This is a genomic window from Pseudomonas sputi (genome assembly GCF_021603585.1).
Classification (GTDB): domain Bacteria; phylum Pseudomonadota; class Gammaproteobacteria; order Pseudomonadales; family Pseudomonadaceae; genus Aquipseudomonas; species Aquipseudomonas sputi.
In genome coordinates, this window is the sequence record NZ_BQHI01000006.1 from 279,567 (window position 1) to 303,236 (window position 23,670).

The 23,670-nt window shown below is 56.6% G+C and carries 22 protein-coding genes; 14 read left to right on the forward strand and 8 right to left on the reverse strand.

Annotated features, from left to right (window positions below; all coding sequences use genetic code 11):
- The first annotated feature begins 47 nt into the window (after positions 1 to 47).
- The 3 genes from L6D81_RS11695 (at position 48) to L6D81_RS11705 (ending at position 3,237) form a co-directional block, all read left to right on the forward strand.
- A complete protein-coding gene (locus L6D81_RS11695) occupies positions 48 to 2,333 on the forward strand; it encodes a TonB-dependent siderophore receptor (protein WP_236179513.1) in 2,286 nt (761 codons plus the stop codon).
- Between the two features lie 69 nt (positions 2,334 to 2,402).
- On the forward strand, positions 2,403 to 2,849 hold the full coding sequence (locus tag L6D81_RS11700) for a hypothetical protein (protein WP_236179515.1): 447 nt from the start codon (positions 2,403 to 2,405) through the stop codon (positions 2,847 to 2,849).
- The gene (locus L6D81_RS11705) at positions 2,836 to 3,237 is read left to right on the forward strand and encodes a hypothetical protein (RefSeq protein WP_236179516.1); all 402 of its coding nucleotides are present in this window, start codon (positions 2,836 to 2,838) and stop codon (positions 3,235 to 3,237) included. The genes L6D81_RS11700 and L6D81_RS11705 overlap by 14 nt, the downstream gene beginning before the upstream one ends.
- Positions 3,238 to 3,830: 593 nt before the next feature.
- Here the strand turns inward: L6D81_RS11705 and L6D81_RS11710 are convergent.
- The gene (locus L6D81_RS11710) at positions 3,831 to 5,285 is read right to left on the reverse strand and encodes a TrkH family potassium uptake protein (protein ID WP_236179518.1); all 1,455 of its coding nucleotides are present in this window, start codon (positions 5,283 to 5,285) and stop codon (positions 3,831 to 3,833) included.
- A gap of 371 nt (positions 5,286 to 5,656) precedes the next feature.
- The gene (gene nhaA, locus L6D81_RS11715) at positions 5,657 to 7,033 is read right to left on the reverse strand and encodes a Na+/H+ antiporter NhaA (protein ID WP_373874300.1); all 1,377 of its coding nucleotides are present in this window, start codon (positions 7,031 to 7,033) and stop codon (positions 5,657 to 5,659) included.
- Positions 7,034 to 7,222: 189 nt separating this feature from the next.
- Here nhaA and L6D81_RS11720 point away from each other — a divergent pair, with 189 nt between their 5' ends.
- Entirely contained in the window at positions 7,223 to 8,518 is a 1,296-nt protein-coding gene (locus tag L6D81_RS11720; RefSeq protein WP_236179674.1) for a DUF2254 domain-containing protein, read from the forward strand.
- Here L6D81_RS11720 and L6D81_RS11725 read toward each other — a convergent pair.
- Positions 8,507 to 9,829, reverse strand: coding sequence for a chloride channel protein (locus tag L6D81_RS11725; protein ID WP_236179520.1), 1,323 nt, complete (start codon positions 9,827 to 9,829; stop codon positions 8,507 to 8,509). The genes L6D81_RS11720 and L6D81_RS11725 overlap by 12 nt on opposite strands.
- A 194-nt stretch (positions 9,830 to 10,023) precedes the next feature.
- Here L6D81_RS11725 and L6D81_RS11730 point away from each other — a divergent pair, with 194 nt between their 5' ends.
- From L6D81_RS11730 to L6D81_RS11740, 3 genes are all read left to right on the forward strand, one after another.
- Complete coding sequence (locus L6D81_RS11730) at positions 10,024 to 10,974, forward strand: TAXI family TRAP transporter solute-binding subunit (RefSeq protein ID WP_236179522.1); 951 nt, start codon at positions 10,024 to 10,026, stop codon at positions 10,972 to 10,974.
- A gap of 75 nt (positions 10,975 to 11,049) precedes the next feature.
- Positions 11,050 to 13,077, forward strand: coding sequence for a TRAP transporter permease (locus L6D81_RS11735; protein ID WP_236179524.1), 2,028 nt, complete (start codon positions 11,050 to 11,052; stop codon positions 13,075 to 13,077).
- Positions 13,074 to 13,460, forward strand: coding sequence for a DUF1850 domain-containing protein (locus L6D81_RS11740; RefSeq protein ID WP_236179526.1), 387 nt, complete (start codon positions 13,074 to 13,076; stop codon positions 13,458 to 13,460). Before L6D81_RS11735 ends, L6D81_RS11740 begins: the two co-directional genes overlap by 4 nt.
- A 146-nt stretch (positions 13,461 to 13,606) precedes the next feature.
- On the opposite strand, the gene L6D81_RS11745 is transcribed toward L6D81_RS11740, so the two are convergent.
- Entirely contained in the window at positions 13,607 to 13,810 is a 204-nt protein-coding gene (locus tag L6D81_RS11745; protein ID WP_236179528.1) for a hypothetical protein, read from the reverse strand.
- 386 nt (positions 13,811 to 14,196) lie between these two features.
- On the opposite strand from L6D81_RS11745, the gene L6D81_RS11750 reads away from it, so the two are divergent.
- The 5 genes from L6D81_RS11750 to L6D81_RS11770 all read left to right on the forward strand — a co-directional run bounded on the left by L6D81_RS11750 (position 14,197) and on the right by L6D81_RS11770 (position 18,099).
- Positions 14,197 to 14,877, forward strand: a complete 681-nt coding sequence (locus L6D81_RS11750) for a response regulator transcription factor (protein ID WP_236179530.1) — start codon at positions 14,197 to 14,199, stop codon at positions 14,875 to 14,877.
- A 25-nt stretch (positions 14,878 to 14,902) separates the two neighbouring features.
- Complete coding sequence (locus tag L6D81_RS11755) at positions 14,903 to 16,240, forward strand: sensor histidine kinase (protein WP_373874301.1); 1,338 nt, start codon at positions 14,903 to 14,905, stop codon at positions 16,238 to 16,240.
- 165 nt (positions 16,241 to 16,405) lie between these two features.
- The gene (locus L6D81_RS11760) at positions 16,406 to 17,566 is read left to right on the forward strand and encodes a D-alanyl-D-alanine carboxypeptidase family protein (RefSeq protein WP_236179538.1); all 1,161 of its coding nucleotides are present in this window, start codon (positions 16,406 to 16,408) and stop codon (positions 17,564 to 17,566) included.
- Between the two features lie 66 nt (positions 17,567 to 17,632).
- Positions 17,633 to 17,938 (forward strand): DUF6388 family protein, encoded by a 306-nt coding sequence (locus tag L6D81_RS11765; RefSeq protein WP_236179540.1) that lies wholly within the window; start codon positions 17,633 to 17,635, stop codon positions 17,936 to 17,938.
- A gap of 17 nt (positions 17,939 to 17,955) precedes the next feature.
- The gene (locus L6D81_RS11770; RefSeq protein WP_236179542.1) at positions 17,956 to 18,099 is read left to right on the forward strand and encodes a hypothetical protein; all 144 of its coding nucleotides are present in this window, start codon (positions 17,956 to 17,958) and stop codon (positions 18,097 to 18,099) included.
- Here L6D81_RS11770 and betT read toward each other — a convergent pair.
- The 4 genes from betT to L6D81_RS11790 form a co-directional block, all read right to left on the reverse strand.
- On the reverse strand, positions 18,096 to 20,063 hold the full coding sequence (gene betT / locus L6D81_RS11775) for a choline BCCT transporter BetT (RefSeq protein ID WP_236179544.1): 1,968 nt from the start codon (positions 20,061 to 20,063) through the stop codon (positions 18,096 to 18,098). The genes L6D81_RS11770 and betT overlap by 4 nt on opposite strands.
- A gap of 200 nt (positions 20,064 to 20,263) precedes the next feature.
- Positions 20,264 to 20,503, reverse strand: a complete 240-nt coding sequence (locus tag L6D81_RS11780; protein WP_236179546.1) for a hypothetical protein — start codon at positions 20,501 to 20,503, stop codon at positions 20,264 to 20,266.
- Positions 20,504 to 20,609: 106 nt separating this feature from the next.
- Positions 20,610 to 20,840: a hypothetical protein gene (locus L6D81_RS11785; protein ID WP_085747576.1), complete on the reverse strand. Its 231-nt coding sequence runs from the start codon at positions 20,838 to 20,840 to the stop codon at positions 20,610 to 20,612.
- 110 nt (positions 20,841 to 20,950) lie between these two features.
- Positions 20,951 to 21,919, reverse strand: a complete 969-nt coding sequence (locus tag L6D81_RS11790; protein ID WP_236179549.1) for a GlxA family transcriptional regulator — start codon at positions 21,917 to 21,919, stop codon at positions 20,951 to 20,953.
- Between the two features lie 106 nt (positions 21,920 to 22,025).
- On the opposite strand from L6D81_RS11790, the gene L6D81_RS11795 reads away from it, so the two are divergent.
- Both L6D81_RS11795 and L6D81_RS11800 read left to right on the forward strand, forming a co-directional pair.
- Positions 22,026 to 22,823 (forward strand): SDR family NAD(P)-dependent oxidoreductase, encoded by a 798-nt coding sequence (locus tag L6D81_RS11795; RefSeq protein WP_236179551.1) that lies wholly within the window; start codon positions 22,026 to 22,028, stop codon positions 22,821 to 22,823.
- Positions 22,824 to 22,846: 23 nt separating this feature from the next.
- Positions 22,847 to 23,611, forward strand: a complete 765-nt coding sequence (locus L6D81_RS11800; protein ID WP_236179553.1) for an SDR family oxidoreductase — start codon at positions 22,847 to 22,849, stop codon at positions 23,609 to 23,611.
- Positions 23,612 to 23,670 lie beyond the last annotated feature (59 nt).

Here is a 23,670-nt window from a genome sequence, read left to right on the forward strand (position 1 = left end):
GCCGATGTCGTTAAATGCAATATCTAAATGCAAATGAGTATTGCTAAATGAAAGTGTCAACCAATACAGGAAGGTCCTGCTCGGCTATTTCTCTGTACGCCGATCCCGCCGCCTGTTCGCCGCTCGCCGGGCGCTACAAAAACGCGCAGCGCAACGCTTTTGGTTCGGCGATTGCGGCAACACTACTGCTCAATGCGTCGGGCGCACTTGCCGTCGAGGCGGCGCAGTCGCAGAACAAGGCAGCAGACTCCTCCCGCGAGGAAGTGGCCCTGCCGGCAATCAGCGTGACAGGCCAAATGAACAACGCGATCACCGAGGGAACCGGCTCCTACACCACCGGCGAGACGGCAGCGGCGACGCGCCTGCCGATGACGCTGAAGGAAACGCCCCAGGCGGTGACCGTGATCACGCGCCAGCGCATGGACGACCAGCAACTCAACACGGTGCAGAGCGTGCTGGAGAACACCAATGGTGTCACCGCGCGCCAGGCCGACAGCGAGCGCACCAGCTTCTATTCGCGAGGGTTGCTGATTAACAACGTGCAGTACGACGGCATCCCCACCGTGATCGGCAACACCGTCAACGGCAGCGGCATCAGCGCCCTGGACACCGCGTTCTATGACCGTGTCGAGGTGGTGCGTGGCGGCTCGGCCCTGCTGAGCGGCACCGGCAACCCTTCGGCCGCCATCAATCTGGTGCGCAAACGGCCAACGCCTGAATTCGCGGCATCCGCTTCCCTCGGCGCCGGGAGCTGGGATACCCATCGCGGCATGGGCGACGTCTCCACACCGCTGACCGAGGACGGCCGCATCCGCGCGCGCCTGGTAGGCACCTATCAGGACGGCAACTCCTACCTTGACGGATACAAGCCCGAGCGCAAGGCATTCTACGGCATCGTCGAGGCCGACCTGACCACCGATACCACGGTGAGTCTGGGCTATGACTATCAAGACATGACGCCAAAGGGTGCCACCTGGGGCGGCTTGCCGCTGTGGTACAGCAACGGTTCGCAGATCGATTATTCGCGCTCCAAGAGCTATGGGCAGGACTGGAGCCAATTCGACAACACCCTGAAGACGGCCTTTGCCGAAGTCGAGCACCGCTTCGACAATGGCTGGACGCTCAAGGGCGTGTTCAACCAGTACCGCACCGAAACCGAAGCCGAACTGGTCTCCCTGGGTGGCCGGCCTGACCCCGCCACGGGGCTGGGCGCCTTCCCGTTTGCACTGGCGTCCGAGGGGCGTAGCCGCCAGAACACTTTTGACGTGATGGCCAGCGGCCCCTTCGAAATGCTCGGCCGCCAGCACGATCTGGTGGTCGGAGCGACAAGTTCACGCCGCAAGGCCAGTCAGGACGATGTAGCGCCGTTCTTCGCAGGCTTTACGCCGATCAACATCCATACCCTGAGCCCAGGCACGCCACGGCCCAACTTTGATGCCATACCGCATCTCCCCACCCGCACCGAGATCAAACAGAACGGCATCTATAGCGCGGCCCGCTTCTCCCTGGCCGATCCGCTGAAGCTCATCGTCGGCGGGCGCCTGAACTATTACGAGGTCGACGACGACGCCAACGGCAGCACGCTGCACTACAAGAAGAACAACGAATTCACCCCGTACGCCGGACTGGTCTACGACATCGACAGCACCTACTCGGCTTATGTCAGCTACACGGGAATCTTCAACCCGCAAACCGACTTCCGCGACACGACCGGCAACGTGCTCACACCGTCCAAGGGCAAGACCAAGGAAGTCGGCCTCAAGGCCGCCTACCTGGACGGGCGCCTGAATGCTGCCGTGGCGGTGTTCGAGACCACGCTGGACAACGCCGCGCAACTGGTCCCCGGCGCGTTCACCCCAGGCGGAGCCAATGCCTATACCGGTGCCGATGGCACCAAATCGCGCGGTATCGAGTTCGACCTGCAGGGCGAGCTGGCCAATGGCTGGAACATCTACGCCGGTGTCGCCCACTTCACCGCCGAAGATGGCGATGGCGAGCGCCTGAATGCTCAACTACCGCGCACCACGGCCCAGTTCTTCACCACTTATCGGCTGCCCGATGCGTGGAACAAGCTGACCCTGGGCACGGGGGTGAAGTGGCAGAGCCGCTTCTACCAGGTGCCGGGGGTCGGCACCAGCACGCTGGGCGGCGAACAGAGCGCCTATGCACTGACCTCGGTGATGGGGCGTTACGCCCTCAGCAAGAACATCGACCTGGGCCTCAACGTCAACAACCTGCTCGACAAGAAGTACGCCTTGCAGAAGGGGGACTTCGACACCGTGACCTATGGCGCCCCGCGCAACCTGATGGCCACGCTGGACTACCGCTACTGATTACTCGCAGGACGCGCTTCGCCGCTGGCGATTCGCGTCCCTACTACCTTGAATATCGAGAACATGCTCATGCCTACCGTAAACCCGGCTGAAGTATTGGCCATACACCACTCGAACAAGGTCACCTTGTTCTGGTTGACGACTACCGTTGGCGCGGTGCTCTTCGTGACCTTCCAATTGTTCTTCTACGTAAACGACTTCGTGAGGGCACAGGGCACGGTTCCGGCGATCACCTTCGAGCCTGGCGTGCTGTGGGTGTTTCCCGCCTTCTATGGTTCCTGGATCGTCACGGTGCTCCTCGCCCTGATCGAAACCCGCAAGACCCAGTGGGCTGTCCTGATCTTCGGCAGCCTGCTTGTCTTGCTCAATACCCTCGGAGGAATCAGTGACGGGCTGCGCGACGGCTGGTACGTCGCCTTCTCGGCGGTATTCTTCATCACCCTGCCCGGCCTGTGCGCCATCGCCGCCAGCTGGCGTCACCTCAACCGCAAAGGAACCCGCCATGCCGATGAATAGCACTGAATTCCCGCTGGTGTGGATGAGTTTCGCTCACGAGCCCGGGCACGATACCCAGAAGGACTTCGACGAGTTCGCAGCCAACCTGCAGCGCGGCGAACCCTTCGTGCTGCTCAGCGAAACGCCACCTGGCGATGACCATGAGCACTCACCAGAAGAAAAGAAACGCACCACGTTGTGGATGAAGAAGCACAAGGCGCAACTGCGCAGCCTGGTTCTGGCCCTGATCATGGTTGAACCAAGCACGACGAGGCGCGTGGGCTTCAAGGCCTTTGCCGGCCTGTTCGCCAAGGTCTGGGGCTACCCGCTGCTGTTTGCAGCCTCACGGGAACAGGCCATAGAGATGGCAAACGAACTACTGCGCAAGAGTGGCAGCTATCGGCGCTGAGGGGGAATGACTGAAACGGACCCAGTCACTACAACCTTACTCTCGGAAACTTCGTCCGGTAAATTGCCGTGAACTCGCTCTTGCAAAACGATTAGGTTGGCCGTGGCACTTGCGGGTGATTATCAGGTATCAGTGCGGTGTGGGCGTGCATGAGCGGCTAACGGCCCAGAATGTGTCAAAACTCCAAAGCCAGTTCGGAGGATTAAAAATCGCCCCGAGGTGAACAGTGAGTGTGGAGATCAGGTCCATGAGCGTTTATACACACTCTGGACCAATAGCTGCCCGCCAGAACAGGCCAAAAAATCGGGGGCGATTCAGTACTCGCCGACAGGCTTGCGAATATCCAGACGACAAAAAGCCCGCGCATGGCGGGCTTTCTGTCGAAGGGGAACCAAATCCTTTGGTCTTGGTGCAGTATTGCGCAGCCATACACCCTTTATCAAGGCAAGCCACTTGGACATTTATTAAAACTCGATAGCTGGACCAAGTTGGGCTTCTCGCTAACGCACACGATGAAATTGTCACAACTGAGATTGCAAATCCGGACGCCAGGGCTGGTAAACGGGCGTCCGGGAAACGCAAAGGCAAAGCAATCAATATCTCCAGAACACAGGAGTCAAAATCACCAGCACCGTCAGAATTTCCAGCCGCCCCAGCAGCATTCCGACGGTCAGCAGCCACTTGGCAGTGTCGGGCAACGAAGCAAAATTGCCCGCCGGCCCAATGATCGTGCCAAGCCCTGGGCCAACATTACATACGGCGGTGGCGGCCCCGCTCAGGGCCGTCGTCCAATCCAATCCGATCAATGCCAAGCCCAATGCGATCACGGCAATGGTGGTAGTGAAGAAAAATGAGAAGGTCAACAGCGAACGCAGGACTTCCTCATCAATGGGGTGACCGTTGTATTTTTTCTGGATCACGGCGCGAGGATGGATCAGTTGCTTCAGGCTACTGAGGAGCAACGCGGCAGCAACCTGAAAGCGGAAGATCTTCAGGCCGCCGGCGGTTGAACCCGAACATCCACCCACGAAGGTCAGGTAGAAAAATAACAGCATGGAGAAACTGCCCCACAGTGTGTAGTCACCCACTGCGACGCCCGTTGTCGTGACAACCGATGTCACGTTGACGGCTACGATGCGAAAGGCATCCCACCAGCCGTAATCACTGTGTAGACACAGCCAGGTCCCTATTACCAGCCAGGTCACGATCAGGAACCCGACAAACCCGCGCACCTGGTGATCCTTCAATAGCGCGCGGCGATGACCGCGTAGTGTTGCGACGTATAGGGTGAAAGGCAGGCTGCCCAATATCATGATGAGCACCGCCACCCAATGTATGGATGGCTCAGTCCAGTGCCCAAGTGAGGCATCCGACGTGGAGAATCCGCCGGTGGAAATTAAAGACATTGAATGATTGATCGCTTCAAACGGTGTCATTCCCGCGATCCACAGCGCCAGAGTCCCGGCGCCTGTAAGCCCCACGTACAAAAACAAGATGTACTTCGCGGCCACATGGGAGCGCGGCGTCACTTTTTCCGACCAGTCTGACGACTCCGTCTGGAACAGGCGCATGCCGCCAACGCGCAACAGGGGAAGAATCGCCACCGCCATACCGATAAAGCCGATACCGCCCAGCCAATGCAGCATCGAACGCCAGATCAGTAGTCCCGGCGAAGCCGTATCCAGACCGGTCAAGACTGTTGAACCCGTCGTGGTAATACCGGACATGGTTTCAAAGAAAGCGTCGGTGTAGCTGATGTGCCTGATGAACACCATGGGCAATGCGGCGAAAACACACACCACTACCCAGCTCCCCGTCGTCAGAAGGTACATGTCTCTGGGGCGAAGTTGCACGGCCTCAGGACGCCCACGAACGACCAACAAAAGACCACAGATGAACGTGATCAGACTCGACCAGAGAAACGCGGGAACATCATCGCTGTGTCCGTAGATCAGGAGCGTGATCATCGGAATCGCCATGCTGGCGGCCAGCGTGATCAGAAAAACACCCAGGATAAAGCCGATAAGTCGCATTGCCGCGAGGGACATATAAATAGCCTGTCAAATGAGCGCCGCGCAGAATCGGCCGCTCAACCGCAAATTCCATCAGTTCTTGGCTCATTCAACCCGCCCGGAGCCGCGCTTTGAGTTGCGAAGTCTTGGGCAGCGAACAAAAAACCCGGCACTGGGCCGGGTTACTCATGCTCTTGAACAGCTTCCAACTGCGAGGGATGGAGAACGGTCAAAGAAGCACAGGTTGCGGATAGTGCCAAAGGCCGTTTTTTAAAGCAATCGACTCGTCCAAGAGGTTGCGACGATTGGCTGTAAGTCGGGCGCGCTTGTAATCACCACGGGGGCAATGGCTGGGTTGTCATTGCCCCGTGGTGATTAGCGCTGAAACTGGCATATGGCAAAAATGCTTAGAACTTCAACTTTCCCCACATCAACCCGGAGAGTGCAGCCAAGGCAGACGCCGCAAGCACACTCAGTTTTGCCGCTGAGAGTAACGCCGGATCTGGAAAGGCCAACGACGCAATGAAAATGGACATGGTGAATCCGATACCCGCCAACAGTCCCACCAGGCCGACCCCCACCCACGTCACCCCTTCGGGAAGCTCACAAATGTTGAGTTTGACGAGGGTGACACTGGCCAAAATGATTCCAAGAGGCTTGCCTAGTACCAGTGCCGTTACAACCCCAATGAACACATTCAAGGAAACCGCTTCGCCCAGGCTGTTGCCCTCCAGATTCACCCCTGCGTTCGCCAGTGCAAAAAGAGGCATCACCCCAAACGCTACCCACGAATGCAATCCCGCCTGTACTCGCTGTACCGGGGGCAGCACTTCGCGCTCGGCGTGCCGGAGTTGTTTCAGTGGTGCCGCCACCGCTTGCGGACTATGTCCGGACTGGGAGAGTCGATCCATCAGTTCATGGAGCGTACGCCCGATGGTGTCCAGCGGACGCTCCGTTGTGGGCTTGGAGCTGATCGGTGTCATCAGCCCGAGAATTACCCCTGCGAGCGTTGGGTGCACCCCGGTCTTCAGGAGACCAAACCAAACAATGGCGCCAGGCAGTATGTACGCGTAAGCCTTGCTGATCCCCATTCGCTGAAAAGCCAGCACGAGCAGCAGCCCACTCAGCGCCACCACCAAACCGAGATAATCCAGGCTGGAGGTATAGAACGCAGCGATGATGAGGATGGCGACAATGTCGTCGATGATGGCCAGTGACAACAGCAGCACACGAACACCGCCCGGGATCGACTTCCCCAGAAGCGCGAGAACGCCCACTGCAAATGCGATATCAGTGGCGGTCGGCACGGCCCAACCGGCACTACCCTCGGTGCCATGATTGAACAGCATGTAGATGATCGCCGGCATCAACACGCCGCCCAACGCGGCGCCTAGAGGCAGGGTCGCCAACTTGAAGTTCGCCAGCGCGCCGTTATGAATCTCCTGACGTATCTCCGCCCCCACCACGAGGAAGAAAATTGTCATCAACCCGTCATTGACCAAAAAGTGCAATGAACAAGCGATCTTGAACTCGCCTAATCCCAACGTGAGCTGGGTATTCCAGAAGTGCTCGTAGGAGTCGGCAATCGGACTGTTCGCCCAGATCAGCGCAACCAACGCTGCGAGTAGCAGCACGACACCACTGACGGCTTCGACATGGGAAAACCGCTCGATCGCCGTGAGCGCCCGGGCGGTCAACAACTGGGGACGTGGAATGGAGGGGGACGTCGCGTTTTTATCAGGCACATTGACTCTCCGCTGGCGGCCCGACCAGCGCTTGAGCATTAACCTGCGATGTGCCTTATGCAGCAACGCACCCGGCACGATGATAGGTATCTTGCCAGTGAGAAGCAAATGACTCCGGCACTGAACCTTCCGTCGACAATTACACTCCATCGATGATAATCAGGTGGCCGCATCGACAGACTGAACAGGCGTCGCGGCTCAATGAAGTCGCTGCAGAAGGTATTGACGATGATCGCTCGCTGGCGCTGGCTGCTACATCAGATGACGAAACGGCTTTGGTTCAGAGCCAGTTTGTTTTCTGTCCTGGGAGTGGCGACCGCATTGCTCGCCGTCATCTTCAAAGACTACATCCCTGCCTCACTGCCCGCGCGAATCGGCGCTGACGCTGTCGACAAGATATTGGGCATCATCGCCTCCAGCATGCTCGCTGTGACCACCTTTTCGCTCAGCACAATGGTGACGGCCTACGGTGCCGCAAGCAGTGGCGTAACACCCCGTGCCACCACGCTGGTGATGGAAGACCGCACAACCCAAAATGCCCTCGCCACCTTTATCGGCTCATTTCTGTTCAGCCTGGTGGGGATCATTGCGTTAAGTACCGGTGCCTACGGTGCACAGGGAAGGGTTTTGCTTTTTGCGGTGACCATCGTCGTAGTGATCTTGATCGTGTACACCCTTCTGCGTTGGATCGATCATCTGTCGAGACTGGGACGCGTGGGTGAAACCATTGATCGCGTCGAAGAAGCCACCATCAATGCGATCAACAATCGTGTCAACAGGCCTTATCTGGGGGGAGCCCCCTACCCTGCCGACGGTATTGTTCCGTACTCCTCTAGAGCCATCACCAGCCCCAAGACCGGGTATGTCCAACATATCGACGTGCGTGCGTTAGGTGCAATTGCTCAAGAGCACCGGACGCAGATTTATCTCGACATTCTTCCTGGCACCTTTGTGCATGAAGGCATGCGACTGGCCTTGGTCGCGATTTTAAGCAATGAACGCATCGACGAACTGGACGCCTGTACTCAGAAGATCCTTGGCGCCTTGACCATTGGCGTACGTCGAACCTTTGAGCATGACCCCCGGTTCGGGCTTTCGGTGCTGTCGGAGATCGCCTCAAGGGCCTTGTCGCCTGCTGTCAATGACCCCGGAACTGCGATTGACGTACTGAGCCGTGGAGTCAGGAGTCTCACCTGCTGGAGCAAGCCACCAGAAAAGATGGAGCAAGTGGATGCAGGGTGCGAACGAGTCTTCCTGCACGGTTTGGAAGTCGGTGATCTGTTCGACGACTTTTTTGCCCCCATCGCCAGAGATGGGGCGAGCTTGATTGAAGTAGACCTTCGAATGATGAAGGCCTTGATCAGCCTGGCGCAGATCAATCCGGAGATGTTCAAGAGTGCCTGTACCAGGCACATCACCCTTTTACTCACACGGGCCGAACACGCGCTCACATTGGCCGAAGACAAGGCCAGGCTCAGGGCATTGGCACGCCCCCTGATTCACTCGAACAACCTATTGATTTGATTTTGGTGTTACGGCGTCCTTATCCGGCGATTGCAGGAAGCCGCGAGCCAGCTGCTGGTACAACTCGGGCCCCATTCGCGCGCTGACGGCTTTGGCAATCAAGGCAACTGCCATCAGACTGATGACCATCCCGTGACTGTCGATCATCTCCATCACGATGATCGCCGAGGTGATGGGGGATTGTGTGACAGCGGCGAGAAAACCGACCATGCACAGCGCAATGATCGGCTGTGTAGCCAAACCCAAGAAGTCCGCGACGTTGGCACCTACGGCGGCCCCGACCGCCAGGGACGGTGCAAATATGCCGCCCGGTATACCGGAGAAGTAGGTCACTACCGTCGCGAGAAAACGGGTGATCGGTGCGTGCCACGGCAGGCCGACATCGGACACGATGATCTGCGACGTAATCCCGTAGCCACTGCCAAATGACATGCCGCCACTTAACCAGCCCAATATCGCCACGATCATGCCACACGCCCCGGCAAACCAGACGGGATGCATGCGCCGCCACTCCCAGAGGACGAATCGATGATGGCGTTGGGGCCATAGCAACATCCGGCTGAATAACCCGCCCAGCAGCCCACATCCAATTCCGGTCACCACGACCGGGACGATGATATCCAGACCGATCTCGTGAATGTCGAAGTGGCCAAAATAGCTGTAGTTGCCCTGCAGGGCGATGGCGACCATCCCCGACAGGATGATCGTACTGAGCAAGACCCCGCTTGTACGGGTCTCCAGCTTGCGCCCCAATTCTTCGACGGCAAAGGCCACACCGGCTAGCGGTGTATTGAAGGCTGCCGCAATCCCCGCCGCCCCTCCGGCCAGAATGAGATCTTCGCTGCGGATGATTCGTGCATTGGGAAGGTAACGGTGGAAAAAATGCATGATCGAAGCGGCAACTTGCACCGACGGCCCTTCACGTCCAGCGGAAAACCCACCCGTCAGCGCCAGCGTGCCGAGGCCAATCTTGGCGAAGGCGATGCGCAGCGACACCAGTTTGTTGACGCGTTTGCCCTGATGCGCCAGGCGCGTCGCAGCGATCACTTGCGGGATGCCACTGCCCTGGGAGCCTACAAAAAAACGGGTGGTCAACCATACGACCAACATGCCGACCAAAGGGGTATAGATGAAAGGCAACCAGGGTCGTTCGGCAGTCTGTTGCGTAAATTGCGTCAGCGCCATATCGGCCAGTCGGGCAAACATCACGACAAGCAGTCCCGCCACGGTGGCGGCAGCCCAGAGCGTCACTCGTGTACGCCAGCGTATGGAGGCGAAGCGGCGACGCAACAGCAGTATCGGTTTGATCACCCGAGCGAATTCCCGTTGAGTTTCAGCACTGTGGTGCAGGCAAGACTAACCGGATATGCGGTGGCGTCCAATGGCGCTGGCCCGGTTCTATCCATGCAGCAACCACCAAGACTGGCTCAAGCCCCCTATCCGTCTCTGAATCAACTACAGTGGAATCACTCTGCATAAAGCCAAAAACAAGACGGAGATTTCCCATGCGAGTAAAAAACCGCTTCATCCTGCTGGCCGCCGCTACCTTTGCAATCGCCACTGCGGCTCAAGCCGCCCCGGTGTTCATCAACATCCTGACGGGCGGAACCAGTGGGGTTTACTACCCCATTGGTGTTGGCCTGTCACAGATCTACAACGATGGCATCCCTGGCGTGAAAACTTCGGTTCAAGCCACAAAAGCCTCGGTGGAAAATTTGAACCTGTTGCAAGCCGGTCGTGGAGAGTTGGCACTCGCACTGGGGGACTCTGTAGCGGATGCGAAGAACGGTGTGGAGGATGCCGGTTTCAGCACGCCGTTAACCAAATTGCGCGCCATCGCAGGGGCCTACCCCAACTATATTCAGATCGTGGCCAGCAAAGAGTCAGGCATCAAAACCCTGGCCGACCTCAAAGGCAGGACCATCTCGGTCGGAGCACCAAAGTCAGGCACTGAACTGAACGCACGTGCGATTTTCAAGGCAGCAGGCCTGACCTATGAAGACATGGGTAAAGTGCAATACCTGCCCTTTGCCGAATCTGTTGAATTGATCAAGAACAGGCAGTTGGATGCCACCCTGCAATCTTCCGGGTTGGGCATGGCGGCCATTCGCGATCTGTCCTCTGTCATGCCGTTGAACTACGTTGCGATCCCGACTGAAGTGGTCGCAAAAATCGGCAACCCCGCCTATCAGGGCGCCATGATTCCGGCCAATACCTATGACGGGCAACCTGAAGCGGTGCCGACGGTGGCGATCACCAACATTCTGGTCACGCGTGCCGACTTGCCCGATGAAGTGGCTTATGAAATGACCAAGCTGTTGTTCGAAAACCTGCCCCGTCTGGGCAACTCTCATTCGGCGGCCAAGGACATCAAACTGGAAAATGCAGCGAAAAACCTGCCGATAGCCCTGCACCCGGGCGCGGAACGTTACTACAAGGAAAAAGGCGCGTTGTAACGGCACAAGGCGTTGCGGCGTAGACCGCAGCGCCTTCGTTCGCTCTTTTCAATGTGGTCGTGAGGTAGGCAGCTAATGAGTGACGAGCATCAGGGCATCTCTGCGAATCCGCGAGACTGGCCAAAAACCCTGTTTTACGTGGCGTTGCTGTTCTCGATTTTTCAGATCGTCACCGCAGCGTTTGCCCCCATCTCAAGTCAGATATTACGCGCCGTACACGTCGGTTTTTTGCTTTGGGTAGTCTTTCTGAGCTACCCGGCTTACGGCAAGGATCGTCCTTGGCAGCCGCTGGCTTGGGTATTGAGTCTGGCCGGGATTGCTACGGCGTTGTATCAGTGGGTGTTCGAGGCCGACCTGATTCAGCGCTCAGGCGATCTGACGATCGCAGACACCGTCATCGGTCTCGTCCTGATTGCATTGGTGTTCGAAGCCGCACGACGGGTAATGGGAATAGCATTGCCCGTCATCTGTGGCCTGTTCCTGGCCTATGGCTTGTTTGGTGAGTATCTGCCCGGTGACCTGGCACACCGGGGATATGGATTTGACCAGATCATCAATCAACTTTCATTCGGCACTGAAGGGCTGTACGGAACACCCACTTACGTTTCGGCCACCTACATTTTCCTGTTCATCCTGTTCGGTGCGTTTTTAGAACAGGCTGGCATGATCAAGCTGTTCACCGATTTCGCGATGGGACTGTTCGGTCACAAGCTCGGCGGGCCGGCCAAGGTTGCGGTCGCCTCCTCGGCATTGATGGGAACCATTACCGGGTCGGGGATTGCCAACGTTGTGACGACAGGACAATTCACAATCCCGTTGATGAAGCGCTTTGGTTATCGGGCAGCGTTTGCCGGCGGGGTCGAAGCAACCTCCAGCATGGGCAGCCAGTTAATGCCGCCAGTGATGGGGGCCGTTGCCTTTATCATGGCTGAAACCATCAACGTACCGTTTATTGAGATTGCCAAGGCGGCATTGATTCCCGCGATTCTTTACTTCGGGTCGGTATTCTGGATGGTGCATCTGGAAGCTAAGCGCTCGAACCTCAAAGGCCTCCCCAAGGACCAATGTCCCAGTGCGCTAGGCGCTGTAAAGGAAAACTGGTATCTGCTGATTCCACTGGTGGTTCTGGTTTACTTACTGTTTTCCGGTCGCACGCCTCTGTTCTCCGGCATGGTGGGGCTGGCACTGACGGCCATCGTCATTCTTGGCTCGGCGATCATCCTGAGAGTGCACAGCCTGGGCCTGCGTTGTGCGTTCTGGATTGCCCTCGGGGTTCTGTGCACCGGATTCTTCCAGCTGGGAATCAGCGTGATTTTTTTAGTCATCGCAGTGCTGGTGTTCATGTGCGGACTCATCAAAGGTGGCCGGAAAACGCTGACGATTTGCCTGCATGCGCTGGTCGAAGGTGCACGACATGCCGTACCTGTGGGGATTGCCTGTGCACTGGTGGGCATCATCATCGGCGTGGTGTCTCTGACCGGTGTAGCCTCGACTTTTGCGGGTTATATCTTGGCCATTGGCCGGGACAACCTGCTGCTGTCACTGGTGCTCACAATGATCACTTGCCTGGTGCTCGGGATGGGCATTCCGACCATCCCCAACTACATCATTACCAGTTCAATCGCAGCACCTGCGCTGTTGGAACTGGGTGTGCCCCTGATCGTGTCACACATGTTCGTGTTCTATTTCGGAATCCTCGCCGACCTGACTCCACCGGTGGCCCTCGCCTGCTTTGCCGCAGCACCCATTGCGAAGGAAGCCGGATTCCGGATCAGCCTATGGGCCGTGCGTATTGCCCTCGCTGGATTCATTATTCCGTTCATGGCCGTCTACAACCCTGCGCTCATGTTGCAAGGTGACAGTTTATGGATGACGGCCTACATGCTGATCAAGACGACGCTGGCGGTCGGTCTGTGGGGAATGGCCTCAACGGGTTACTTACAGCAGAAGATGGCGCTATGGGAACGCATCTTGTGTGTGGGGGCGGGTGCGCTATTGATCGTGGCGTTGCCCCTGACCGATGAACTTGGTTTCGCACTTGGGTTGCTGGTAATCCTGCAACACCTTTGGCGGTCGCATCAGGTCGGGACGGCTGACGCATGATTGGATTGTGCATGGGCTTGGCGGGTGTCGCCTGGGCCCAGTTACCCATTTCGCAGTTCACACTGGCGTGGAACCACACCATCGAGAAGATTCGTTGGGAGGAGGACTATCGCGTCACTCAACATGGCCTGGTGTTGATGGAGGCCAGAATCCGAGGCAGTGGCGCGGGAATGGAAGTTCCCGAGGATGCTCGACTGGAGAACGGCAGTTGGCACTACCGTCGACAGGTGCCACCGCTTCAACCTCTGCGTCTGGGACGAACGCCTGAGGCTGGAGATTATCAATTATGTGTGGAGGGGACGTGTCACTTCATGAGTCGATGGGTTGGAGAACCGACCAACAGCCAGCCCTTCATACAAATCTGGAGTTGTGAGAGCAATTGATGCGGCGGTCATCGATTCGATTGCCTGAAAAGGCGCCTATGGAGGTATCGCGCGAATAATCGCCTCCTGGCTTGGTTCAATGATCGAAGAAGCCGCTCCCTTGAGTACGCTTCGACGAAACGCCCCAGATGCCTGCCTTATAGGCATCAGGGGTTGGCCCGGAAATCTCCGTAACCTCTCGGCAACTCCATCCAGGTATCAAGAGCTGCAAGCTGCCTGGCGACCGCAGCGTCCCACTCAGAACCTTGGGCCATGTTTTTACTCATCATGTCGCGGATGGCCGCTGTCGCCTGTTCGTACTCATGGTGTATTTCCAAGGCTTTTGCCAAAAACTCTTCTTGCCGAGTCATAGGGTGCTCCAGGGGCGGAAGCCAACCATTGATTTGCATTTATACACAACGGACATCAGTAGGAACTTGTTGGTTGCAAGAGGCGCGCTGACCGCCTCAGCCCCGAATCAGTCATGCCTGATTGCTTCGCTCCGTGACCTGACCTGCGTAGGTACATACCAAACCAAAGGCCAACAAAAAGAACGCCAGATACGGGGTCATGCGCTTCTTCCTCTCGGTACGGGGCTTGTCTGGTTGTGAATGTATTCGTGCTTTTGCAGGCATCATGGTTAAGGTGGGTTAAGAATTTTTAATCTTTGGCCGCAGGGCGGGTCATTAAGGTAGACCTGCTTAGGCTCTCGGAATCGAGTGGCAAGCACTAAAAGCAGGCGGAAGCGGAGGACGGTATGAGTTGCGCGTTGGTCATAGAGGACGACGAGGTTACGGCGGAAATCATCACCGCTGAACTCCAACGCCACGGTTTCAGTTCAAAATGGGCTGCGACTGGACGTGACGGGCTGGCACTGGCGATTGCAGGTGGTTTTGACGCCATTACCTTGGATCGAATGCTTCCCGATTTTGACGGACTGACGATTGTCAGTACATTGCGTAGTCTCGGAATTCAAACGCCGGTCCTGATGATCAGCGCACTTTCAGACGTCGATGAGCGTGTTCAGGGGCTGCGCGCTGGCGGCGACGACTATTTGACCAAACCCTTTTCTGCTATCGAAATGGTTGCCCGTCTTGATGCGTTGCTTCGGCGCACCAGTGCGGATACAAGCCGTCCGCAACTCTGTTGCGGAAACCTGCAACTGGATCTGGTTGAGCACAAACTGACTCGAAATGACGAGCACATCCTGTTGCTACCGACCGAATTCAAGCTACTCAATTACCTGATGCGCAATGCCGGTCAATTGGTCACCCGGACCATGCTTTTCGAAGAGGTCTGGGGTTATCACTTTGATCCTGGGACGAACATCATTGATGTTCACATTGGGCGGCTGCGCAAAAAGCTCGAGGGTGACGAAGGTACTCCCGTCATTCATACAATACGTGGTACCGGCTATGTCCTTACTCCCAAAGACTGAGGAATGGCGCTCGTCCGGTAGTCGATTGATCGGGTTCTACGCCGTGTTTTTTGTGGTTTGGGGCGCGCTCTTCACCGGAGTGTTGTACTGGCAAATATCCCACTACCTGGGGACCGTTGCAGAGCGAACGTTATTGCAGCGGGCCCACTATTATCAAAAAATCGATGACGAAAAACTGGTGCAAGAACTGGCTGCCAGTGAAGCCTATTCAACCCCCGGGATTGATGCTTACGGATTGTTCACTGCCGACGGACAACACGTTGCCGGAGACTTGCTCAAACTGCGCTCCAATTTGCCCGATGATGGCAAGGTTCATTATCTCGAGCGCGGACTGAGCATTGCGTTACCTGACAAGGAAACCAGAAGCAGTTATGCCCTCTTAGCACGCCGCCCTGACGGGCATATTCTTATTCTGGCGCGCGACGGTGGCTCGATCTTGGCCGTTGGCGGGATTATCGAGCAGGCATTGATGTGGGGATTTTCGTTAACACTCATCCCCGGATTGATTGGCTGGTATTTGTTGAGGCGTCTGCCGTTACGCCGCGTCAAACGCCTGCAGCTTTGTACCGAAAGTATCGTTTCTGGCAACTTGTCGGAGCGCTTGCCCTTATCCGCTCGCCGCGATGAGTTGGATATGCTGGCGAGCGCCGTGAATACGATGCTCGATCATATCGAGCAACTGATGCATGAGGTAAAGAGCGTCTGTGATGGAGTCGCCCACGATCTGCGTACGCCACTAACACGGCTGCGTGCAAGGCTTTATCAGCTCCAGCAACTGCCTATGGACAGTGATCATGAGCAAATATTGAATCAAGCCCTTGAAGAAAGCGAATCGATCATGGTGCGTTTTCAAGGCTTGCTTCGGGTTGCTGAACTCGATGACATTCGTCGCCGCTCGGCCTTTGCGCCGTTACAAATCATGGCGCTGCTGCAGCAGGCTCATGAATTTTATGAGCCTTTAGCTCTAGATCGTTCTCAGACGCTCTCCCTGGAAATAACCAATGACCTGCCCCAGTTGTATGGCGACTCTTCGTTGATGTTTGAAGCCTTGGTCAACTTGCTCGATAACGCGATTAAATTTACCCCAGAGGGAGGCCACATCAAATTGCGAGGAAGTATCGAGGCATCATCGGTCATCATTGAAGTTGCTGACGATGGGACTGGCATACCCGAGACAGACCGTACAAATGTCATCCGCAGGCTCTACCGAGGCGATGCCAGCAGAATGCAGCCTGGGCATGGCCTCGGATTGTCCCTGGTCGCGGCCATCGTGAAATTGCACGGCTACACGCTGGATATCCAGCCCACCACCATGCATAGCGGTACCCGCGTCTTGATTGTCTGCCCGATGGTGTCCCCTTGATCTACGGACTTACCGGTATCTGCACATTAAATTTTACTTAATCCAGCTTAATTTGAGCCCCTCCCGAGCTCAGGGCTAGCTTTGCAGCACATTTTACTGATCCAAGGCCTCTTCCTTGTGAGATACCTGTTGTCCCCGCTTGTGTTAACAGTGCTCTGTCTAACGATGCAAATAGTCTTCGCCAACCCTGCACTGGGTGAAACCCACTCACCTGGGGCGATGATCCCGGCGCCGCCCAAGCTCGGGGCTAAAGCCTGGATACTGATCGACGCGGCTACGGGTAGCGTGATTACCAGTCACAACAGCGATATGCGCTTACCCCCTGCGAGCCTGACGAAAATGATGACCGCGTTTGTTACCACAGCTGAAATCAAGGCCGGGCATGTCAAAGCTGATGACATCAGCTCCATTAGCGAAAATGCCTGGCGTACGGGGGGTTCAAGAATGTTTCTTGATCCAGGCAGCTCGGTTTCAGTTCGCGATTTGCTCAGCGGCGTGATTATCGACTCTGGAAATGACGCGAGCGTTGCCCTCGCCGAACATGTGGCCGGAAGTGAGGGTGCCTTCGTCGGGATGATGAATTCGACCGCATCTGAACTAGGTATGGGTAACACACATTTTGCGAATTCCACCGGGCTGCCGGATCCAGAGCATTATTCATCCGCTCGCGATATGGCTTTGCTGGCTCGGGCAATCATCAGCCAAGGGGCTCAGTCCTACGCCCTTTACTCCAGAAAACACTTTTCCTGGAACGGTATTCGGCAGGCCAATCGCAATCTGCTTCTATGGCGCGACGCAAGCTTTGACGGTTTGAAGACTGGCCATACTGAGGCCGCCGGCTATTGCTTGGTGGCGTCATCGCACCGAGCCGGGCGACGCCTGATCAGTGTGATATTGGGTGCCAGCAGCGTACATAAACGCACGGCAGAAACGGAAAAGCTCATGGGTTATGGCTTTCGCTACTTTGATACCCGAACGTACAAAAAAGCAGGGGAGATACTCTCGTGGCCTACGCTGTGGAAAGGTAAAGAACGGTTGATCGCTGTAGGACTACTGGACGATCTGACCCTCACCTTGCCAAAAAATGAGAATCGCGAGGTAGAGACACGACTGGAGATTGATGGACCTCTCGAGGCGCCTATTTCTGCTGGCACCATCGTTGGCCAACTGGATCTGTACGAAGCTGAGCAGAAACTTGGGAGCCTGCCATTGATAACACTTGAAGACGGTGAATCCGGTGTTTGGTGGATACGTTGGTGGGACACGATGCATCTGTTTTTTTACAAAACCATCCGCGATTGGTTCGATGAACCTGTGACTGCATGACCGTGGCCGACGTGACCTCGCACCGGCGTGGAAATCGTCGGAGAACTCACTGAGCAGGAGCATCCGATGACCTCCGATGACTTGCGAAGAGAATTTGCACTGTCGAAGTTCTTCAATGGCAACTCATCACTGAATGACGCCGTCCAAGGACTGAGTCAGGAAGAGAAAAAGGCATGTATCGAGTCAGCCTTTGAAGAAGAAGCCAAGCGCTTGGGGATCGAGGTGTGGGAACTGACGCTTACCCTGATTTCCGAGTCTCCCAAAGAACTTGAATATCTGACTCTAGCGTTTCATCGAGAAATAGCAGAAATGGTAGAAATGGAGTGGGAGGAGTATTGCAAGCTGAATGGAATTGACGGGCAGACTTCTTAAGTCATTGGAGGACGATCATGAGTTTTGAAGATATTTCAGCGGGCATTGATATTCCTGATGATTTTTCACAGTTTTGGATATCAACGCCCTTTAGCCTCGGACTCAATGGCCGAGGCGAGTTCTCTGGCATTTTTTCCGTGCGGTGCAGCCCAGAAGGCTAGCCGGTGAGGTGAAGAAAATGCATATGTCGCTCGTACTGATCAAGGATATCCCCAATCACGTCTTCGCGAGACCATCCCATAATATCGTGATCCTGCCCCCCTTCACGTAGATGTACCTCGGCTCGAAAGTATTTACGCTCATCATCCTGCGTGTCACTTATTGCAAAGCTGGGCATGTTGTAGGGATGGGGTCGCACCTCATAAATGAACTCAGGATTATCAGCACTTCCAACGCTGAGCCGAACGCTACCGTCCTCCACATCCTCGACATTGCAAGAATAGCCCTGCTTGCGCCATTCCTCCGCCACCGACTGGCAGGCCGGCTTTGCGGTCTCTGAAATGAAGCGAAGTATATGAGCTCGACGCGGGAACATGGCCATGGTTCTTAGCCGGCGTTGCCAGCCCCCCGTGCCACGAGCCGTGCCTGGCGAAAGTGATTGATAACGCAATCCGCGCTTTGTGGCGTCGAGCTTCAGCGCCTTGAGCAATCCTCGCATGCTGAAAAGAAGAATGATGGTGAACGGCAATGCGCTGGCAATGGTCGCTGTCTGTAGCGCTTTCAGACCGTCGGCCAACAGCAGTGCGATTGCCACCAAGCCCATGCTGCAAGCCCAGAAGACCCTTTGCCAGACTGGTGTTTTCGTAGACCCTCCCGAGGCCAGCATATCAACCACCATTGCCCCGGAGTCTGCGGAAGTCACAAAAAACACTAAGACCATGACGATGGCAACCAGTGAGATCACCCCGGAAAATGGGAAGTGCTGGAGGAAGGCAAATAATGCGAGGGATGTATCCTTATCGATGGCCGCTCCAAGGTCTGACAGCCCGTCTGTGAGAATCATGTGAATCGCGGTATTACCAAACACCGTCATCCACAGCAGTGTGAAACCCGCCGGCACCAGCAGAACGCCCGTCACGAATTCACGAATAGTTCGGCCACGAGAAATACGAGCGATGAACAGACCCACGAACGGAGACCAGGCCAGCCACCAGCCCCAGTAGAACAGCGTCCACCCGCCAATCCAGTCCGTAGGCTGGTAGGCATACAGGTTCAAGGTTCGACTGATGATTTCCGTAAGATAACCTCCAGTGTTCTGTACGAAGGTTTGCAGAATGAACACCGTCGGTCCAAGCACGATGACCATTACAAGCAACAGAACCGCCAGGCTCAGGTTGAGCTCGGAAAGTCGACGTACCCCCTTGTCCAAGCCAGTGACGACAGAGATTGTGGCCAGGGCTGTTGTGGCAATGATCAAGATGATTTGCACTGTTGTGCTGATCGGTATATCGAACAGGGCGTTGAGTCCCGTATTGATTTGAGAGACACCAAAGCCAAGTGAGGTGGCGACGCCTAGAACGGTCCCGATGATCGCGAAGATATCGACAGCGTGGCCAATAGGGCCGTAGATGCGATCACCAATCAACGGATACAGGGCAGACCTCAGCGTTAATGGCAAGCCGTGCCGATAACTGAAGTAAGCCAGGATCATCGCTACGATGGCGTAGATCGCCCAAGCATGCAGCCCCCAGTGAAAAAAGGTGATTTTCATCGCCTCGCGGGCGGCCGCAACCGTACTGCCGTCCCCCACGGGCGGATTGAGAAAGTGCATGACGGGTTCAGCCACACCAAAGAACATCAAACCAATGCCCATGCCCGCCGAGAACAGCATCGCGAACCAGGTCGTGCTGCTGTAGTCCGGGGTACTGTGATCCGGCCCCAGCTTGATGTCTCCGTACCTGCTCATGCCGAGGAAAACCACTGTGCCGAGAATGATGGCTACCGCCAATATATAAAACCAGCTCACATTGGTAATGATCCAATGTTGGACATTGGCGAACACGACTTGGGCATGATTATGGAAGATGCTGGCGTATAGAACCAAGAGAAGCAGGATGACAGCTGAGGTGTAAAAAACCGGCGGGTTGAGCGTAGGTTCGGCGTTTGGGTCGGCATTGGGTGTCATGCAAGTCACCTGGAAATAAAGCACATCCTTGACGTATCAGGTGGCGCTTTGGGTTGCCCTTCAGCGCCATGTTCCGTTACACCTGCGGGTCAATGACATTAAGTGAAAATAAAAACCGAACGCCCAAAGGCACTCGGATCACAGCGCTTAGCGTAGCACTAGGATGGGATAGCCTGGATGCTCGAAGGTTCCGGATCGCCCTACTCGCCTTGAGCATCCACCACTTCGATCCGAGTGATTCCGACCAGGCTCGCCTGCTCGATAATCTCCTCGGGTGTGGAGTCAGCATCAGGCATGATCAGGCTGTTCTCACCGTCCCCGAAATGTAACTGCAACACGTGCATGGCCGCGTCCTGAATGGGCAATTCAGGCTGTTGCAGTTCAAGCTGATGGGTACGGGGCTGATCGTTGAACAGATACGTGATCGTGTAATTGCGCATGGATGACACCCTCAGAATAGTAATCGTCAACCATCCTGACTGAGTGGTCAGCTTATAGTTCAAGTAGATGGCTGTTCATGCATTTCGATTCAATCAGCCGCTCTGATCAGCCTCGCGACAATGACTTCAAACGCTCCACCAGCGCGGCTTCGAAAATGATGTAAAGCCTCTCGGCATCGCCGGCACGCAAAGCACCGCCGGTTTCCAGTCCCAGCACGAAACCATCCGCCCTCGCCCCTGCCTTGACAGCAATGATCATCGAGTCTGCCCGGACAATCTGCGCCAGCAGCCGATCGGCTTCCCGCTGGATCTTTTCGCCCAACACCACGCCTTCCACATCGCCACCCAACCGGACTCCGATTTGTGACAGAACCCCTTTCAGCAACAAGGGCCTGCTCTCTCAATACACCTCGCAAATCTATTCAATGTCCGCGCAACGCAGTCTCGTCATTCTTGCTCGGTGCGGATACGCCGCTCGTGGAATCTGGCATCTCGTCGAACCGCCTGCGGCGGAACGCCAAACCCTCGCATGAACACTTCGCGCATGTGGCGACGGTCTCGAAATCCCGTTTCCTTCGCCACGCGGTCCATGCTGTGACGACTTTGCTCGATCATCAGGCGAGCGGCCTCCAGACGCAGGCTTTCAACAGCCTTGGCCGGTGACTGACCTGTCTCGGCGGTAAACACCCGGGTGAATTGTCTGGGGCTCAAGTGCACGACGTCGGCAAGTTCCTCCACGCTGAGCGGGCGATCCAGGTGCGTGCGCGCATACTCCAGCGCACTTTGAATACGGTCAGACTTTGGAGCAAGCGTGAGCAGTTCCGAATGCTGGGATTGCCCGCCCGAGCGCCGTTGATGCATGACCAGCTTGTGCGCCACCGACCTCGCCATGTCCGTCCCCAAGTCCTTTTCAACCATGCCCAGCGCCATGTCCAGCGCGGCTGTCATGCCAGCCGACGTCCAGATGGGACCGTCGACGATGAAGATCCGGTCTTCCTCGACCTCGATTTTCGGATGCAGCTCACGGAGCTTGTTCGCATACGCCCAGTGGGTGGTCGCCCTTCGATGGTCCAGAACACCAGCCTGTGCCAGAACGAACGAACCGGTGCACAGACCCGCTGTGCGTCGGGCTCCGTCGACGAAGGCGCGCACACTGGCCAGCACCTCTTCACCCGGAGGGTTCAACGGGGTCAGCGTACCGGTAATCATCCAGGTGTCAGCCAATCCCGGGGCGCCCAGAGGGAGCGTGTCGATGTACATGCCCAGCGAGGAACGCACTGTGCCGCCGCCGATCGAGAAGTTCTGGACCTTGTAGATCTCTTCCCCCGCGACGATGTTGGCGAACTCGAATACAGCCTGGGTTGCCAGGGACATCACCTGAAAACCTTCGGTAATCAGATAGCCGACGCGATGCATGACTGAACTCCTTTTTGAATGTCCTTAAACACTACCATATACGTCGTTTAAGACATCACCCCCCTCCTTCATCATGGCTCCACACCCAACCCCACGGAGCTTGATCATGACGCAACAATACAAAGGCACTGCGCTCATTACCGGCGCGTCCACCGGCATCGGCTCGATCTACGCCGAACACCTTGCCCGCCGCGGGTACGACCTGGTGCTGGTGGCACGCAACCGTGAACGTCTGAACACACTGGCCAGCCGTCTGACTACCGAAACCCGGCAGAACATCGAAGTGTTGCAGGCAGATCTCGGCCGCCCGGAGGACCTCGCCAAGGTAGAACGCAAGTTGCGTGAGGACGCCAGCATCACCTTGCTGGTCAACAATGCCGGCATCGGCACCCATACCGGCCTGCTGGAGAGCGATGTCGAGCGGATGGCCGAGATGATCACGCTGAACGTCACCGCCCTCACCCGCCTGACCTACGCCGCGATTCCAGGTTTTGTCGCCCGTGAACAAGGCGCCGTGATCAATATTTCGTCCATCGTCAGCCTGGCGCCAGAGCTGCTCAACGGCGTGTACGGCGGCAGTAAAGCCTACGTCACCGCATTCACCCAGTCCCTGCACAAGGAACTCTCGGATAAAGGCATCCGGATTCAGGCTGTCCTGCCCGGCGCGACCGCAACGGACTTCTGGCAGATCGGTGGATTGCCTGTCGAGCATCTGGATCCGGGCATCGTGATGTCGGCCCAGGACCTGGTCGCCGGCGCCCTGCAGGACTTCGACAACGGCGTGCTGATCTCCATCCCCTCGATGCACGACCTGCAAGGCTACGAGCGTTACGAAGCCAGCCGCCAAGCCTTGTTCTCCGAACTTTCGAGCAACCGGCTCGCACCGCGCTACAACGCCAACTGATCGCTATCTAAAGGATATGAATCATGAAACTCAGCGCTAACACGATTTTCATCACCGGCGGCACTTCCGGCATTGGCCGCGCTTTGGCCGAGGCGTTCCACCAGCGCGGCAATCAAGTCATCATCGCGGGGCGTCGCCAGGCCCTGCTGGATGAGATCGCCCGAGCCAACCCCGGAATCGACACGGTGCAGCTGGACATCAATGACCCGCAGCAGATCAAGGCAGTCGCCCAGGAAGTCATACGCCGCCATCCCGCGCTGAACGTGATCATCAATAACGCCGGGATCATGCCGTTCGATAATCCCGCCTCGGGCGACTACGACGACGAACAGGCGGTGAGCCTGCTGCAAACCAACCTGCTCGGCCCGGTACGTGTCAGCGCTGCATTCGTCGAACACCTCAAGCGTCAACCCGAAGCCTTTATCATCAACAACAGCTCCGTGTTGGCCTACCTGCCGCTGGCCGCGACCGCGTTGTACTCGGCGACGAAGGCGGCCATTCATTCCTACTCGCTGTCGCAACGCTTCACCCTGCGCGACACCCGCGTAAAAGTGCTGGAGATTGCACCGCCGTGGGTCGACACCGACCTGATTCACAAAAGCGGCGATGAGCGCGCCATGCCGCTCGACGAATTCATTCAGGAAACCCTGGAAAAACTCGAGACGGCGACCACTGAGGTGTTGGTGGATCGGGTTGTCCCGTTGCGCGCCAACCAGGGTATGAATGAGCACGCGCTGATCAACCAGTTCAACCAGGCACTGGTAGAGAACCCGATTCCGGTCGCCTGAGTCGAAGCCATCTGTCGTCAAGGCTGCCAGCCCTCCCTGATGGAAGGCTGGCAGCTTTG